A 16491-nucleotide genomic window follows, 5' to 3' on the forward strand; every position below is an offset into this window, starting at 1 on the left:
CGGGCCACGAAACGCACCCGCGTACGCAGCCTGTCGCACAACGGCCTGTCCCCCCGCACCACCCGCCCAGCCTTCCGTGCACCTCTCCGATCAGGAAACGGAGCCCCGGCATGACCGTCTGCCTGCTCCTGCTGACCACCGTCGCTCTGACGGCCGCGGTTCCGGTGCCGCGTGCACTGGTGCGGGCCCTGTGGCCGGATCGCGAACCGGTGGTCGCGCTGTGGGTGTGGCAGTGCCTGGTCGCCACGGTGCTGATGTGCTGCCTGGCCGCGCTGGTCCTGGGTGCCGCGGCGGTCTTCCACACCGTGCGCGACCGGGTGTTCGCGCCGGCGCCACCGGCGGTCACCGCGGCGTACGACCTCTCCGTGGCGCCCCTGTGGGCGGTCGTCCTGACGGTGCTGCTGGCGTGCGGGGCGGCATGGACGACGGCGATGCTCGCGCGCGAGCTCGTCGAGGCCCGCCGTGGCCGCGACCGTACCCGCGCCCACCTGCGCGAGCGGGCGCCGGAACTGCCCGCGGGCCTGCCTGCGGCACGTGGGCCGATGCTGGTGCTGGAGGACGAGTACCCGGACGCCTGGTGGATGCCCGGGCACCCGCCGCAGCTGGTCGTCACGACAGGAGCGCTGCACCGCCTCACCGACCACCAGTTGGACGCGGTCCTCACCCACGAACGGGGACACGCCCGCGCCCACCACGACTGGCTGCTCCACCTGTCCAGCGCTCTCGCCACGGGCTTCCCGCGGGTGCCGCTCTTCTCCCACTTCTGCGACCAGACCCACCGGCTGGTCGAACTGGCCGCCGACGACACCGCGTCCCGCCGCTGCGGCCACCTCACGACCGCGCTGGCCCTGATCGAACTGAATCAGCACCGCGGAGTCCTCTCCTGCGCGTCGAGCCGCCGGCTGCTGGGCGAGCGGGTCGACCGCCTCCTGGAGCCACCTCCACGGCTGCTGCGCCGTCAACGGGCCCTGACGACGACGATGGCCGCCCTGATCCCCCTGCTGCCCCTCCTGATCACGTTCGCACCGGGGCTGACGGCACTCGGCTAGAGCCCGCCTGCCCGTCGTCCCCCGGATGCGCCGGACGGACCAAACGGCCTCCTGGGACACGTTCCCGCGCACACCGGCGACCCGGTGGCAGATCTTCCTCACGCCGCAGCGAAACCGCAGCTCAGTGGCGTGTTCGATGGGTCCTCAGGTGGCGCAACATTTCCGCAACACCCCGTTCCCTACCGCGTCGGTATGGTTCCAGCCATGCCATCCACCGACCGCATCCGAGACCACGCCGGTCAGGGCGCCGCGACCACGGTCGCCGCCCACCGGGCGCGTCGCCGGCTGCGTGCGGACCAGGCCAGGCAACTCGCCGACCTGCTGCGTCACCAGATCCTCACCGGCGCCTGCCCGGACAGCACCCTCCCCCACGAGACCACCCTCGCCACCGACTACCGCGCTTCCCGCAACACCGTCCGCCAGGCTCTGGACCTGCTCCGGGCGGAGGGTCTGGTGGACCGGCTCCCCGGTGTGGGCACCGTGGTCGTCGCCCAGAAGTACCCGCACGGGCTCGACCGCCTGATGGGCCTCGCGGAAACCCTCCACGAACACGGCCAGGTCACCAACGAGGTCCGCACTGTGGGCCCCGCCCCGGCACCCGCGCCCGTCGCCGGACGCCTCGGGGTTCCGGCGGGCGCCGACGTCCTCTACATCGAACGTCTGCGCCACCTGAACGGTCTCCCCCTCTCCCTCGACCTCACCTACATCCCCCTGGACATCGGCACCGCGCTCCTCGGCGCCGACCTGGAGAACAACGACGTCTTCAGGCTCCTGGAATCGATCACCGGTCAGCCCCTGGGCCATGCCGAGATCACCCTGGAAGCGGTGAACGCGGACGCTCACTCCGCCGCCGTGCTCCAGGCCCCGCGCGGCGCGGCCGTCCTGATGCTGGAACGGCTCACGCACCTCGCCGACGGCCGCCCCGTCGACCTCGAGTTCATCCGCTTCCGCGGCGACCGCATCACCATGAGCGGCCTCCTGCGCCGCTCCCTCTGACCCCTCGCTGACCCGTTTCCTGGAGACAGCCATGCCTCTGGCGCCCCAGCGGGCCGATGTGCCCGTGACCATCGACGAGTCCAAGTGCATCGACGGCTGCACGCTCTGCGTGGACATGTGCCCGCTGGACTCCCTCGCCATCGACGAGAGCAACGGCAAGGCCTACATGCACGTCGACGAGTGCTGGTACTGCGGCCCGTGCGCCGCCCGCTGTCCCACCGGAGCCGTGACGGTCAACATGCCCTATCTGCTCCGGTGAGAGGCCCAGAACCCCGATGAAACACAAAGCGATCGCCGTCTCCGCGGCCCTCCTCCTGCTGCCCCTGTCGGCCTGCGGCGGCAGCGCCCAGGCCGGCGGCGGCAACACGGTCACCATCACCGTCGGCTACCAGTCCAAGACCATCAACACCGTCACGGCCGGCACCCTGCTGCGCTCCCTCGGTTACTTCGAGCAGCAGCTCAACGCCCTCCACGACGGTCACACCTACAAGGTCGACTGGCAGGACTACGCAACGGGCGCCCCGATCACCGCGCAGATGACCGCCGGAAAGATCGACATCGGTTCGATGGGTGACTTCCCGCTGCTGCTGAACGCGGCCCGCGGCAAACAGCTCGGCCAGCCCACGCACCTGGTCTCCGTCACCGGCTACAACCTCCGCGGCGGCCTCAACACGGTGGTCACCGCGCCCGGCTCCAAACTGACGTCCTTGACGGACCTGAAGGGCAAGAAGGTCTCCACGAGCATCGGCTCGGCTGCCGACGGCACGCTCGTACGCGCCCTCCAGCGGGCCGGGATCGACCCGGACAAGGGCATCTCGAAGCTCAACCAGCAGCCCGCGGTGGGCGCATCGGCGCTGTCGGCGGGCAGCGTGGACGCGTTGTCCCAGTTCGTGGCCTGGCCGGGCCTGCTCGCCTACCAGGGCAAGGCGAAGGCCCTGTACGACGGCGCCGAGCTGAACCTCCCCACGTTTCACGGTGTCACCGCCCGGGAGGCGTTCGCCAAGCAGCGGCCCACCGTCCTGGAGGCCTTCCTGAAGGCCCAGGCCAAGGCGACCGACTACCTCAACGCCCACCCGGTGACCGCCGCCGAGAAGGTCGCCGAGGCGACCGGTCTGCCCGCCGAGGTCGTCTACCTGTACAACGGCGCGCATGGCATCGCCAGCTTCGACCCCGCGGTGAAGCCGGCGCTCGTCTCCGCGTTGAAGGAGGACGTGTCGGTCCTGAAGGCGGCGAAGCTGACCGGTGACGTCGACGTGGACTCGTTCGTCGACGACCAGTACGTGAAGAAGGCTCTGGGCGGCACCGACTACACCAAGCGGCTCACCGTCGGCCCCGCGCCGTCCGCGAGCGAGGTGTGGCCCAAGGGAGCCGAGAAGACCACCGGCTTCGGCTCACCCAAGGAGCTGCTCGCGTACGTCGGCAAGCACAGCGGGGGCATCCGTGCCGCGTATGTTCCCGACGCCACCACCGGCACCCTCTGGTTCGCCGACAAGGCGGTGTGGGTGGCCGACGGTGAGCAGTTGCTGCCGTTCGTGACACAGGCAACCGCGCAGGCGTATGTCGGTGCGCACGCCGGTGCGCAGGTCATCGGTTACAGCGAGGCGTTGCGGCGGGCCGCGTCGTGAGCCGGTATGTCCTGCGGGTGGTGTCGCTGGCCGCCGCCCTGGGGCTGTGGCAGACGCTGACCAGCTTGAAGGTCGACCTGTGGCTGCGCTTCTCGCAGTTCCCGACGGTCACCGACGTCGCCCGTGCCTTCGCCGACCGGGTCTCCGGCGCCGATTACTGGACGGACCTCACGGACAGCCTGACCCGTATCCTCACCGGTTTCGCGCTGGCGGCCGTGCTGGGGGTGGCGACGGGGGTGCTCGTGGCCCGTTCCCGGCTCGCCGAGGACCTGCTCGGGCCCGTCCTGGAGGTGGTCCGGCCGATCCCGGCGATCGCCCTGGTGCCGGTGGCGATCCTCCTGTTCCCCTCCAATGAGCAGGGCATTGTCTTCATCACCTGCACCGCGGCCTTCTTCCCCGTGATGGTCTCCACCCGGCACGCGGTGCGCGCCCTCACTCCCGTGTGGGAGGAGGCGGTGCGCACGATGGGCGGCGGGCGGTGGCGGATCCTGGGTTCGGTGGTGCTGCCGGGCGCGCTGCCCGGCATCTTCGGCGGGCTGTCGGTCGGTATCGGTGTGTCGTGGATCTGTGTGATCTCCGCGGAGATGATCTCCGGTCAGTACGGCGTCGGCTACCGCACCTGGCAGGACTACACGGTCGTCAACTACCCCGGGGTGTTCGTCGGGATGGTCACGATCGGGGTGCTCGGCTGGGTCACCTCGACGGCCGTCGAGCTTCTCGGCCGGCGTCTGACCCGCTGGCTGCCCCGTACCTCGTACGTCCCCGGCGGCCGCCCCCGCGCTGTGGTGCCCGCGGCCGTCGCCCCGGTCGCAGTGCAGGCCGACGGCGAGTCCCAGAAGGAGTCCGATGCCGAGCAGCAGGACCGCGACGGCACCGATCAGGAGGCGCGCGATGAGCACTTCGTCTGAGGTCGCGGTAGCGGCGGCCGCCCCGGCGCCGGAGGTGGCACGTGGTGCCCGCCTGACGCTCGGCGCGGCCGTGCTCGGCAGGCCGGACGCCCCGGTGCTGCACGATGTGGTGCTGGATGTGCGCCCCGGCGAGATCCTCACGGTCGTCGGGCCTTCGGGGTGCGGCAAGTCGACGCTGTTGCGCACGTTCGCGGGGCTGTTGGCTCCGCTGGCCGGGACGGTCGCGCAGGACGGGAGCCCGTTGACGGGTCCTTCGGCCGACCGGGCGCTGGTCTTCCAGGAGGACGCGCTGCTGCCCTGGCGCACGCTGCGCGGCAATGTGGAACTGCCGCTCGCCATCAAGGGGGTGCCGCGTTCCGAACGCCGTGCCCAGGCCGGGTCCTGGCTGACGCGGGTCGGGCTGTCCGAGCAGGCGGGGCAGTTGCCGCACCGGGTGTCCGGCGGGCAGCGCCAGCGTGCGCAGTTGGCGCGGGCGCTGGCCGGTTCGCCGCGGGCGGTGCTCATGGACGAGCCGTTCGGGGCGCTGGACGCCCAGACCCGTTCCGGCATGCAGGACCTGCTGGTGGAGGTGTTGCGCGGCACGGGGGCGACCGTCGTCTTCGTCACCCATGACGTGGACGAGGCGCTCTTCCTCGGTGACCGAGTCGCCCTGCTTGCCGCCGGCCGGGTGGCGTCCGTACGGGACGTGCCGCGTCCGCGTGAGCGTGGCGCCCTCGACGACCCTGCCCGCGCGGCCCTGCGCCGTACCGTCCTGTCTTCGTTCGGCATCTGAAAGGCATCCCGGTGACCACCCCCGCTGACGCCCCCGCGCCCACCACTCTGGAGATTCCCGCCGTCGCCGACGCCGAGGAACTGATCTGCGACGTCCTCGTCGTCGGCGGTGGCACCGCCGGCACCATGGCCGCCCTGACCGCCGCCGAGCACGGCGCCAGCGTGCTGCTCCTGGAGAAGGCCCATGTCCGGCACTCCGGGGCGCTCGCCATGGGCATGGACGGTGTCAACAACGCGGTCGTCCCTGGCCGGGCCGAGCCCGACGACTACGTCGCCGAGATCACCCGCGCGAACGACGGGATCGTCGACCAGTCCACGGTCAGGCAGACGGCGACGCGCGGCTTCGCCATGGTCCAGCGCCTGGAGTCGTACGGGGTCAAGTTCGAGAAGGACGAGCATGGCGCGTACGCGGTCCGCCAGGTGCATCGCTCCGGTTCGTACGTACTGCCGATGCCGGAAGGCAAGGATGTCAAGAAGGTCCTGTACCGGCAGTTGCGGCGTCGTGAGATGCGGGAGCGGATTCGTATCGAGAACCGGGTGATGCCGGTTCGGGTGCTGACGGCGGGTGGGCGCGCGGTGGGCGCGGCGGGTTTCAACACCCGTACGGGGGCGTTCGTCGTCGTCCGCGCGGGGGCGGTGATCCTTGCGACCGGTGCGGCCGGGCGGCTGGGGCTGCCCGCCTCCGGGTACCTGTACGGGACGTACGAGAACCCGACCAACGCCGGTGACGGTTACGCCATGGCCTACCACGCCGGGGCGGAGCTGACGGGTATCGAGTGTTTTCAGATCAATCCCCTGATCAAGGACTACAACGGGCCTGCCTGCGCGTACGTCGCCAACCCGTTCGGGGGTTACCAGGTCAACCGGCACGGTGAGCGGTTCGTCGACTCCGACTACTGGTCGGGGCAGATGATGGCGGAGTTCGCCGCCGAGGTGGCGTCCGACCGTGGTCCGGTCTACCTGAAGCTGAGCCATCTCCCCGAGGAGTCGGTCTCCGCTCTGGAGTCGATCCTGCACTCCACCGAGCGGCCCACCCGCGGTACCTTCCATTCCGGGCGTGGGCACGACTACCGGACCCATGACGTCGAGATGCACATCTCCGAGATCGGGCTGTGCGGCGGTCACTCCGCATCCGGGGTCCGGGTCGACGACCACGCCCGGACGACCGTCCCCCGGCTGTACGCCGCCGGTGACCTGGCCTGCGTCCCGCACAACTACATGATCGGCGCCTTCGTCTTCGGTGACCTCGCGGGTGCGGACGCCGCCCAGTACTCGCCGTACACAGGGGAGTTGCCGGCCGGCCAGGTGCGTGAGGCGCACGAGTTGATCTACCGTCCGCTGCGCAATCCTGACGGCCCGCCGCAGCCCCAGGTCGAGTACAAGTTGCGCCGCTTCGTGAACGACTACGTGGCTCCGCCGAAGTCCGGGGCCCGGCTCTCCCTCGCCCTGGAGTCCTTCGAGCGGATGCGGGACGACATCGCCGCCATGGGTGCCCGGACCCCGCACGAGCTGATGCGGTGTGCCGAGGTCAGTTTCATCCGCGACTGCGCGGAGATGGCCGCCCGTGCCTCCCTGGCCCGTACGGAGTCCCGCTGGGGTCTCTACCACGACCGGCTCGATCACCCCGAGCGTGACGACGCCTCCTGGTTCCATCATCTCGATCTGCACAAGTCCCCCTCTGGTGCGATGGAGTTCACGGCTCGTCCCGTGGCTCCGTATCTGGTGCCGGTCGAGGAGTTCACCCCGGTCGGCGGTCCGTCCCGGTACATCGGCGAGGTGCGGCCGCTGGACGTGGCCACGGCGGGCGCACGTGACGTGCCGCCGGTGGCGACCGGGCCGGTGGCCGACCTGGCCGGCCTGGCCGCGCGGACCGTGGAGCCGGACCGGGCGGAGCCGGCGTCCCCGCGTCTGCTGGAACTCCTCGCCCTCGCCGAGGAGGAGCCCGAACTGGCTGCTCTGGCGACCTATTTGGCGGACGCCGACGCCTCTGTCCGTCGTACCGCCGTCTCGGTGCTCACGGAGACGGCTCCGGTGGGGACCGGGCAGGCGCTGGCCGGTGCGCTGGCCGATCCCGATGCCGGGGTGCGTTCGGCGGCCGCCGCCTCGCTTCGGGAGCTGGTCGAGACGCTCCCCGCCGAACCCGCGCTGCGCGACGCCCTCGCCGGGGCGCTGGCCGTGGCGGACCCTGTCGTCCGGGCCGCCGCGCTGGACGTGCTGCGGGCGCTGCGTCTGGGTGACGCCGAGCTGTTCGCCGTGTCCCTCCGCGACGCGGATCCGGCGGTGCGGATCGAGGCGGTGCGGGCGCTGGTCTCGGTGGACGCCGCCGAGCCGCTGGCCCGTGCCGTGGCCGACCCGTCCCGTGAGGTGCGGGTGACGGTGGCGAAGGCCCTCGGGACGGTGGGGGCGGCCGGAGCGGCCCCGCAGCGCGACGGTGTTCTGGACGCCCTCGCCACGCTCACCGGCGATGCCGATGTGCTGGTCCGGGGCGCGGCCTACGAGGCCTTCGCCGGTGTCGGCTGTCCGGTCCCGGCGGCCGAGGCGGCGGTGGCCGCCTTGGCCGACCCTGCCTGGCAGGTACGGGTCGGTGCCGCCAAGGCACTGGGCGCCGCCTCTGCCGGGGTGGCGGTGCCGGTCCTCGCGAAGTCCCTCGCCGACCCGAACGCCGACGTCCGCAAGGCGGCCGTCCTCGCCCTGACCCGGCATGCCGCCGTCGAGGAGGCGGCCCGGGCGGCGCTGGCCACGGCGACGGCGGACTCGGACGCGGATGTCAGGGCGTATGCGGCGAGGGGCCTGTAAGCCGCCCCGTCGACATCCGCGCCGTCCGCGCCCTCCGCAGCGTCCGCGACATCCACAGCACCCGCGGCCCCCGTGACCTTCGCGGCATCCGTGGCCTCCGCGGCCTCCCTCGCCTCCGCGGCCTAGACGGGCCTATATCCAGTCGTCTTCCGGCTCCGGTTCCGCGTCCATCTCGGGCCAGTGGTCGTCGTCCCCGGTTTCGACCGTCGCAGGAGCCGGGGGCGCCGGCGTGTTCAGAGCGGCCAGCACGCCGAGTACGCCTTCGCCGTACGTCATCAGCTTCTTCTCGCCGACACCGCCGATGGTGCCGAGTTCGGCGACGGACTCGGGCCAGCGGCTGACGATCTCCCGCAGAGTGGCGTCGTGGAAGATCACGTATGCCGGTACGCCCTGTTCCCGGGCCTGCTCGGCGCGCCAGGCACGGAGTGCCTCGAAGGCGGGGAGCAGGTTCTCGGGCAGCTCTGCCACAGCCGCCTTCGCCTTGCCCCTGCCCGAGGATCCGGACGTCCCGGTGGACGCGGCGCGCGAGACCACCGGCTTCTTCGGTTCCTTGCGCAGCGGGACTTCGCGTTCCCGTCGCAGTACGGCTCCGCTGGCCTCGGTGAGTACCAGCGTGCCGTACTCGCCCTCTACCGCGAGCAGTCCCTGGGCGAGCAGTTGCCGGACGACACCGCGCCATTCGCCTTCTTCGAGGTCGGTGCCGATACCGAAGACGGACAGCTGGTCGTGGTCGAACTGGATGACCTTCGCGGTGCGCTTGCCGAGCAGGATGTCGACGATCTGGACGGCGCCGAACTTCTGCCCGCGTTCGCGCTGCAGTCGTACCACTGTGGAGAGGACCTTCTGGGCGGCGACGGTGCCGTCCCAGGTCTCTGGCGGGGTGAGGCAGGTGTCGCAGTTGCCGCAGCCCGCCGGGTCGGGGGCCTGGCCGAAGTAGTTCAGGAGCTGCCCGCGGCGGCACTGGGCGGTCTCGCACAGGGCGAGCATCGAGTCGAGGTGGGCCTGGGCGCGGCGGCGGAAGGCCTCGTCGCCCTCACCGGACTGGATGAGTTTGCGCTGCTGTATGACGTCGTTGAGGCCGTAGGCCATCCAGGCGGTGGAGGGCAGTCCGTCGCGGCCGGCGCGGCCGGTCTCCTGGTAGTAGCCCTCGACGGACTTGGGCAGGTCGAGGTGGGCGACGAAGCGGACGTCGGGTTTGTCGATGCCCATGCCGAAGGCGATGGTGGCGACCACGGTCAGGCCTTCTTCGCGCAGGAAGCGGGACTGGTGGGCGGCGCGGGTGCCGGCGTCGAGGCCGGCGTGGTAGGGCACGGCCTCGATGCCGTTGCGGCTGAGGAACTCCGCGGTGGCTTCGACGGACTTGCGGGAGAGGCAGTAGACGATGCCCGCGTCGCCTTCGTGTTCCTGGCGCAGGAAGGCGAGGAGCTGTTTCTTCGGGTCGGCCTTGGGGACGATCCGGTACTGGATGTTGGGCCGGTCGAAGCTGGCTTCGAAGTGCCGGGCGGCCGGCATGTGGAGCCGCTGGGTGATCTCCTGGTGGGTGGCGCGGGTGGCGGTGGCCGTGAGCGCGATGCGGGGGACGTCCGGCCAGCGCTCGCCGAGCAGGGAGAGGGCGAGGTAGTCGGGGCGGAAGTCGTGGCCCCACTGGGAGACGCAGTGTGCCTCGTCGATCGCGAAGACGGCGATCTTGCCGCGGGCGAGCAGGTCCAGCGTGGAGTCCAGGCGGAGCCGTTCGGGGGCCAGGTAGAGCAGGTCGAGTTCACCGGCGAGGAACTGGGCCTCGACCACGCGTCGCTCGTCGAAGTCCTGGGTGGAGTTGATGAACCCGGCGTTCACGCCGAGGGCGCGCAGGGCATCCACCTGGTCCTGCATGAGGGCGATGAGTGGTGAGACCACGATGCCCGTACCTGGTCTGACCAAGGCGGGGATCTGGTAGCACAGCGATTTCCCGCCGCCGGTGGGCATGAGGACGACGGCGTCACCGCCCGCCACCACATGCTCGATGATCGCTTCCTGTTCGCCCCGGAAGGCGTCGTACCCGAAGACCCGGTGCAGCGTGGCCAGTGCCTCGCTGTCCGTCGGTCCGGGCCGGAGAGGCGCCTCCGGCGTCTCGGTCGTCCCTGGCATCTCGTCGGTTCCGCCCGTCCCGCCCATCGTCGTGTCCCCCGTACGTCGTCCCTCGACCACTGCCTCCACGATAGGGGTCCGGACCGACAGCGCCGGAGTTATCCACAGGCCGGCCGCCCGGGAAGGGGCGCGAGGGTACTGCGGAAGCGGGTGCGAGTGCGATGCGGGTACGAGTGCGACGCGGGTGCGGGTGCGGTGCGGGAGCGGGTGCGGGTGCGGTGCGGGAGCGGGCGCGGCTGTGGGGAGCCGGGGTCGCCCGTCCGGCGGTGTCCTCAGCCCTTTGGCCGCCTTCGCGTGGCGGCCCGGCGGCGGGCCGGGCGATGCTGCACGGGCGGGACCGGGGAGGCCCGCGTCGTACGGAGGCGCCGCGGCCCGCGTGCCTCTTCCGCCCCGAGGAGCTTCAGGATGTCTCTCAGGTCCCGCGCTGCCGGCGTCGCTCTGGCGTTGGCCGTGCCGTTCGCGCTGGCCGCGGTTCCCGCCGGCGCGGCCCCTGTCCCGGCCGCCGCCGATCCGTTCGGGTGGACGGATCTGACTCCGACGTACACGGCGACGGCGGACTACGAGTACGAGCCGTTCGCCGTCACGGACGGGTACGCCCGGGCCGCCGGCTGCGACGCCCGGTCCGGCGTGGGAGGCGCGGGCTACCACTATGTGAAGTCCGACAACGTCGGCGGTCTGGACCCGGCCGGGCCGGCGGGCCTGCTGTACGAGGCGGACGGCGACGGCGGGCGTGCGCTGGTCGGGGTGGAGTGGATCGTGCGGGCCGGCACGGGCACGACCGCGCCGACGCTGTTCGGTCAGACGTTCCAGGGGCCGACGACGGTGCCGGGGGTCGCGGGTCCGGTGTACACGCTGCGGGCGTGGATCTGGAAGGACAACCCGAGCGGGTTGTTCGCGCCGTGGAATCCGACGGTGGCGTGCGCGTAGTCGTGTCCGGCGTGTGCCCGGTCGATGGCGTACGACCGGTGGTGTCCGTCGGGCACGCGCGCGGGGGCCCCGGTTCCTGTGCGGGGAACCGGGGCCCACGGTCGTACCGGATGTGTCAGCGCACGAAGACTCCCGCCTGGTTGGCCAGGTCCAGGAAGTACTGGGGTGCCACGCCGAGCACGAGGGTGACGGCGACGCCCAGGCCGATGGCGGCCATGGTGAGCGGTGACGGTACGGCGACGGTGGGGCCCTCGGGCCTCGGTTCGCTGAAGAACATGAGGACGATCACGCGGATGTAGAAGAACGCGGCGATCGCCGACGAGATCACACCGATGACGACCAGCGGGACCGCGCCGCCTTCGGCCGCCGCCTTGAACACGGCGAACTTTCCGGCGAAGCCCGAGGTCAGCGGGATGCCGGCGAAGGCCAGCAGGAAGACGGCGAAGACGGCGGCCACCAGGGGCGACCGTCGGCCGAGCCCCGCCCACTTGGACAGGTGTGTCGCCTCGCCGCCCGCGTCGCGCACCAGGGTGACCACGGCGAAGGCACCGATGGTGACGAAGGAGTACGCGGCGAGGTAGAAGAGGACGGACGACACGCCGTCCTTCGAGGTCGCGATGACACCCGCGAGGATGAATCCGGCGTGGGCGATCGACGAGTAGGCGAGGAGTCGCTTGATGTCGGTCTGGGTGATCGCGACGATCGCGCCGCCCAGCATGGTGATGATCGCGACGCCCCACATGACCGGCCGCCAGTCCCAGCGCATGCCGGGGAGTACGACGTACAGCAGGCGCAGCAGCGCGCCGAAGGCGGCGACCTTGGTGGCGGCGGCCATGAAGCCGGTCACCGGGGTGGGTGCGCCCTGGTAGACGTCGGGCGTCCACATGTGGAAGGGGACGGCGCCGACCTTGAAGAGCAGGCCCATGACGACCATCGCGGCGCCGATGAGGAGCAGCGAGTCGTTGCCCATGGTGCCGGCGAGGGCGGGGTCGACGTTGGTGACGGTGCCGTCGACGACCTGGGCGATGGTGGCGTACGACACCGAGCCCGCGTAGCCGTAGAGCAGGGCGATGCCGAACAGGGTGAACGCGGAGGCGAAGGCGCCGAGCAGGAAGTACTTGACGGCGGCTTCCTGTGACATGAGGCGCTTGCGGCGGGCCAGGGCGCACAACAGGTAGAGCGGGAGGGAGAAGACCTCCAGGGCGACGAAGAGCGTCAGCAGGTCGTTGGCCGAGGGGAACACCAGCATGCCGGCGACCGCGAAGAGGAGCAGCGGGAAGACCTCGGTGGTGGTGAACCCGGCTTTGACGGCGGCCTGTTCGCTGTCGCTGCCGGGGACCGACGCGGCCTGGGCGGCGAAGGAGTCGACGCGGTTGCCGTGGGCGGCCGGGTCGAGCCGGCGTTCGGCGAAGGTGAACAGGCCGACGAGTCCGGCCAGCAGGATGGTGCCCTGGAGGAACAGGGACGGTCCGTCGACGGCGATCGCGCCCATGGCGGCGATGTGTGCCTTCGTGGTGCCGTAGCCGTCCGCGGCGAGGGCGACGACGGCCGCGAAGCCCGCGCACAGAGCCACGGCAGAGACGAACACCTGTGCGTAATAGCGGGATTTGCGCGGGACGAACGCTTCGATGAGCACCCCGACGATCGCCGCGCCGACGACGATCAGGGTGGGTGACAGCTGTCCGTACTCGATCTTCGGCGTGTCGATCTTGGTGATCGGGTCGGCCGCGGTTGTCCACAGGCTGTGGACGGCTGCTGCGCTCACTTGGCCGCCTCCGCCTCGGGCTTGGGGTCGGTCTTGTGTACGTCCGACATGGTCTGCTTGACCGCCGGATTGACGATGTCCGTGACGGGCTTCGGGTAGACGCCCAGGAAGATCAGCAGAACGATCAGCGGGGCGACGACCACGAGTTCACGCGCGCGTAGGTCGGGCATCGCGGAGACCTCCGGTTTCACCGGGCCCGTCATCGTCCGCTGGTAGAGGACGAGGGTGTAGAGCGCGGCGAGGACGATGCCGAAGGTGGCCACGATCCCGATGGCCGGGTAGCGCGTGAACGTGCCGACCAGGACGAGGAACTCGCTCACGAAGGGGGCGAGCCCCGGCAGGGACAGAGTCGCCAGGCCGCCGATCAGGAAGGTGCCGGCGAGCACCGGGGCGACCTTCTGCACACCGCCGTAGTCCGCGATGAGGCGTGAGCCGCGGCGGGAGATCAGGAAGCCGGCGACCAGCATCAGGGCGGCCGTGGAGATGCCGTGGTTGACCATGTAGAGCGTGGCGCCGGACTGGCCCTGGCTGGTCATCGCGAAGATGCCCAGGATGATGAAGCCGAAGTGCGAGATCGACGCGTAGGCGACCAGGCGCTTGATGTCGCGCTGGCCGACGGCGAGCAGCGCGCCGTAGATGATGCCGATCACGGCGAGGACGAGGACGACGGGTGTCGCCCACTTCGACGCCTCCGGGAACAGCTGGAGGCAGTAGCGGAGCATCGCGAACGTGCCGACCTTGTCGACCACCGCGGTGATGAGGACGGCGACGGGGGCGGTGGACTCCTGCATGGCGTTGGGCAGCCAGGTGTGCAGCGGCCACAGCGGCGCCTTCACGGCGAACGCGAAGAAGAAACCGAGGAACAGCCAGCGTTCGGTGCTGGTCGCCATGTGCAGCGAGCCGTTCGCGCGGGCCTGGGCGATCTCCGTGAGGGAGAAGTTCCCGGCGACCACGTAGAGGCCGATGACCGCGGCCAGCATGATCAGTCCGCCGACCAGGTTGTAGAGCAGGAACTTCACGGCGGCGTACGACCGTTGCGTGGACGCCGCTTCCTCGCCGTGCTCGTGGGCGCGGTCGCCGAAGCCGCCGATGAGGAAGTACATCGGGATCAGCATGGCTTCGAAGAAGATGTAGAACAGGAAGACGTCGGTGGACTCGAAGGAGATGATCACCATCGCCTCGACGGCCAGGATCAGGGCGAAGAAGCCCTGGGTGGGCCGCCACCGCTTGCTGCCGGTCTCCAGCGGGTCGGCGTCGTGCCAACCCGCGAGGACGATGAACGGGATCAGCAGGGCGGTCAGGGCGATGAGGACGGCGGCGATGCCGTCCACTCCCAGGTCGTACCTGACTCCGAAGTCCGCGATCCAGGGGTGGGATTCGGTGAGCTGGTAGCGGGCGCCGCCCGGGTCGAAGCGGACCAGGACGACGACCGCCAGCACCAGCGTGGCCAGCGAGACCACCAGCGCGAGCCATTTGGCGGCGGTGCGCCGGGCGGCCGGCACTGCGGCCGTGGCGATCGCTCCGACGGCCGGGAGGGCCGCCGTCGCTGTCAGCAGAGGAAAGGACATCGGTATCAGACCGCCCTCATCAGCAGGGTCGCGGCGACCAGCAGGGCCGCGCCGCCGAACATCGAGACCGCGTACGAGCGCGCGTACCCGTTCTGGAGCTTGCGCAGCCGGCCGGAGAGGCCGCCGAAGCCCGCCGCCGTGCCGTTGACGACCCCGTCGACCAGGGTGTGGTCGACGTACACCAGGGAGCGTGTGAGGTGTTCGCCGCCGCGGACCAGGACGACGTGGTTGAAGTCGTCCTGGAGGAGGTCGCGGCGGGCCGCGCGGGTGAGCAGCGAGCCGCGCGGGGCGACGGCCGGGACGGGTCGGCGGCCGTACTGCAGGTAGGCGATGCCGACGCCGATGACCAGGCAGACCATGGTGGCGCCGGTGACGGTGGCCGCGCTGAGCGGGGAGTCGCCCTCGCTGTGGCCGGTGACCGGCTCCAGCCAGTGCAGGAAGCGGTCGCCGATGCTGAAGAAGGCACCTCCGAACACGGAGCCGACCGCCAGCACGATCATGGGGATGGTCATGACCTTCGGGGACTCGTGCGGGTGGGGTTCCGCGTGCTCGCCGTGGTGTTCGGCGGCCGGTTCGGCACTGGGCGCCTGCGGGGAGCGGGTGGGCTGGTTGCGCCAGCGTTCCTCGCCGAAGAACGTCATCAGCATGACGCGCGTCATGTAGAAGGCGGTGATCGCGGCACCCAGCAGGGCGCAGGCGCCGAGGATCCAGCCCTCGGTGCCGCCCTTGGCGAACGCCGCCTCGATGATCTTGTCCTTGGAGAAGAAGCCAGACAGGCCCGGGAAGCCGATGATCGCGAGGTAGCCGAGGCCGAAGGTGATGAAGGTGACCGGCATGTACTTGCGCAGGCCCCCGTACTTGCGCATGTCGACCTCGTCGTTCATGCCGTGCATGACGGAGCCGGCGCCGAGGAAGAGCCCGGCCTTGAAGAAGCCGTGCGTCACCAGGTGCATGATGGCGAAGACGTAGCCGATGGGGCCGAGGCCGGCGGCGAGGACCATGTAGCCGATCTGCGACATGGTCGAGCCGGCGAGGGCCTTCTTGATGTCGTCCTTGGCGCAACCGACGATCGCACCGAAGAGCAGCGTGACGGCGCCCACGACGGTGACGACGAGCTGGGCGTCGGGGGCCGCGTTGAAGACGACGCCCGAGCGGACGATCAGGTAGACGCCGGCGGTCACCATGGTCGCCGCGTGGATGAGGGCGGAGACCGGGGTGGGGCCCTCCATGGCGTCCCCGAGCCAGGACTGCAGCGGGACCTGGGCGGACTTGCCGCACGCGGCGAGCAGCAGCATCAGGCCGATCGCGGTGAGCTTGCCCTCGGAGGCGTCGCCGACGTGGCTGAACACCGGCCCGAAGGCGAAGGTGCCGAACGTCGTGAACATCAGCATGATCGCGATCGACAGGCCCATGTCGCCGACGCGGTTGACCAGGAAGGCCTTCTTCGCCGCGGTCGCCGCGCTGGGCTTGTGCTGCCAGAAGCCGATCAGCAGGTAGGAGGCGAGACCGACGCCCTCCCAGCCGACGTACAGCAGCAGGTAGTTGTCGGCGAGGACGAGCAGCAGCATCGCCGCGAGGAACAGGTTGAGGTAGCCGAAGAAGCGGCGGCGGCGCTCGTCGTGCTCCATGTACCCGATCGAGTACACGTGGATGAGCGAGCCGACGCCGGTGATCAGCAGGACGAACGTCATCGACAGCTGGTCGAGGCGGAAGGTGACGTCCGCCTGGAAGCTGCCGACGGAGATCCACGTCCACAGGTGCTGGGTGAGTGTGCGGTGTTCGGCGTTCCTGCCCAGCAGGTCGGCGAAGAGGATCACGCCGAACACGAAGGAAGCCGTGGACAGGAGGGTGCCGATCCAGTGCCCCACGCCGTCCAGGCGGCGGCCGCCGACCAGGAGGACGGCCGCTCCGAGCAGAGGCGCCGCGATCAGCAGCGCGATGAGGTTCTCCACGATTCAG

Annotated in this window: 12 protein-coding genes; 8 read left to right on the forward strand and 4 right to left on the reverse strand. The window is 70.7% G+C overall.

What is annotated here, in order from left to right:
- The first annotated feature begins 110 nt into the window (after positions 1-110).
- The 7 genes from MB828_RS03345 (at position 111) to MB828_RS03375 (ending at position 8145) form a co-directional block, all read left to right on the forward strand.
- Positions 111-1049 carry a M56 family metallopeptidase gene (locus MB828_RS03345; protein ID WP_133027458.1) on the forward strand — a complete coding sequence of 313 codons (939 nt, stop codon included), beginning with the start codon at positions 111-113 and terminating at the stop codon, positions 1047-1049.
- A gap of 204 nt (positions 1050-1253) precedes the next feature.
- Positions 1254-2045 carry a GntR family transcriptional regulator gene (locus MB828_RS03350; protein ID WP_301646847.1) on the forward strand — a complete coding sequence of 264 codons (792 nt, stop codon included), beginning with the start codon at positions 1254-1256 and terminating at the stop codon, positions 2043-2045.
- Between the two features lie 31 nt (positions 2046-2076).
- Entirely contained in the window at positions 2077-2304 is a 228-nt protein-coding gene (locus MB828_RS03355) for a 4Fe-4S dicluster domain-containing protein (protein WP_010986276.1), read from the forward strand.
- A gap of 16 nt (positions 2305-2320) precedes the next feature.
- Complete coding sequence (locus MB828_RS03360; protein ID WP_301646848.1) at positions 2321-3670, forward strand: ABC transporter substrate-binding protein; 1350 nt, start codon at positions 2321-2323, stop codon at positions 3668-3670.
- Positions 3667-4578: an ABC transporter permease gene (locus tag MB828_RS03365; RefSeq protein ID WP_301646849.1), complete on the forward strand. Its 912-nt coding sequence runs from the start codon at positions 3667-3669 to the stop codon at positions 4576-4578. Before MB828_RS03360 ends, MB828_RS03365 begins: the two co-directional genes overlap by 4 nt.
- Entirely contained in the window at positions 4562-5350 is a 789-nt protein-coding gene (locus MB828_RS03370; RefSeq protein WP_301646850.1) for an ABC transporter ATP-binding protein, read from the forward strand. The genes MB828_RS03365 and MB828_RS03370 overlap by 17 nt, the downstream gene beginning before the upstream one ends.
- Before the next feature lie 11 nt (positions 5351-5361).
- Positions 5362-8145: a fumarate reductase/succinate dehydrogenase flavoprotein subunit gene (locus MB828_RS03375; protein ID WP_301646851.1), complete on the forward strand. Its 2784-nt coding sequence runs from the start codon at positions 5362-5364 to the stop codon at positions 8143-8145.
- 132 nt (positions 8146-8277) lie between these two features.
- Here MB828_RS03375 and recQ read toward each other — a convergent pair whose 3' ends face one another.
- Positions 8278-10299, reverse strand: a complete 2022-nt coding sequence (recQ, locus tag MB828_RS03380) for a DNA helicase RecQ (RefSeq protein WP_430381322.1) — start codon at positions 10297-10299, stop codon at positions 8278-8280.
- 378 nt (positions 10300-10677) lie between these two features.
- On the opposite strand from recQ, the gene MB828_RS03385 reads away from it, so the two are divergent.
- Entirely contained in the window at positions 10678-11199 is a 522-nt protein-coding gene (locus MB828_RS03385; protein WP_301646853.1) for a hypothetical protein, read from the forward strand.
- Positions 11200-11314: 115 nt separating this feature from the next.
- Here the strand turns inward: MB828_RS03385 and nuoN are convergent, their stop codons facing one another.
- Genes nuoN through nuoL form a run of 3 tightly spaced genes read right to left on the reverse strand, consistent with a single transcriptional unit; the run spans position 11315 to position 16484 of the window.
- The gene (gene nuoN / locus MB828_RS03390; protein WP_301646854.1) at positions 11315-12964 is read right to left on the reverse strand and encodes an NADH-quinone oxidoreductase subunit NuoN; all 1650 of its coding nucleotides are present in this window, start codon (positions 12962-12964) and stop codon (positions 11315-11317) included.
- A complete protein-coding gene (locus MB828_RS03395; RefSeq protein WP_133027466.1) occupies positions 12961-14532 on the reverse strand; it encodes an NADH-quinone oxidoreductase subunit M in 1572 nt (523 codons plus the stop codon). The genes nuoN and MB828_RS03395 overlap by 4 nt, the downstream gene beginning before the upstream one ends.
- Before the next feature lie 5 nt (positions 14533-14537).
- A complete protein-coding gene (gene nuoL / locus MB828_RS03400; protein WP_133027467.1) occupies positions 14538-16484 on the reverse strand; it encodes an NADH-quinone oxidoreductase subunit L in 1947 nt (648 codons plus the stop codon).
- Between the last annotated feature and the right edge of the window lie 7 nt (positions 16485-16491).

This window comes from Streptomyces arenae (genome assembly GCF_022343545.1).
Taxonomy (GTDB): domain Bacteria; phylum Actinomycetota; class Actinomycetes; order Streptomycetales; family Streptomycetaceae; genus Streptomyces; species Streptomyces humi.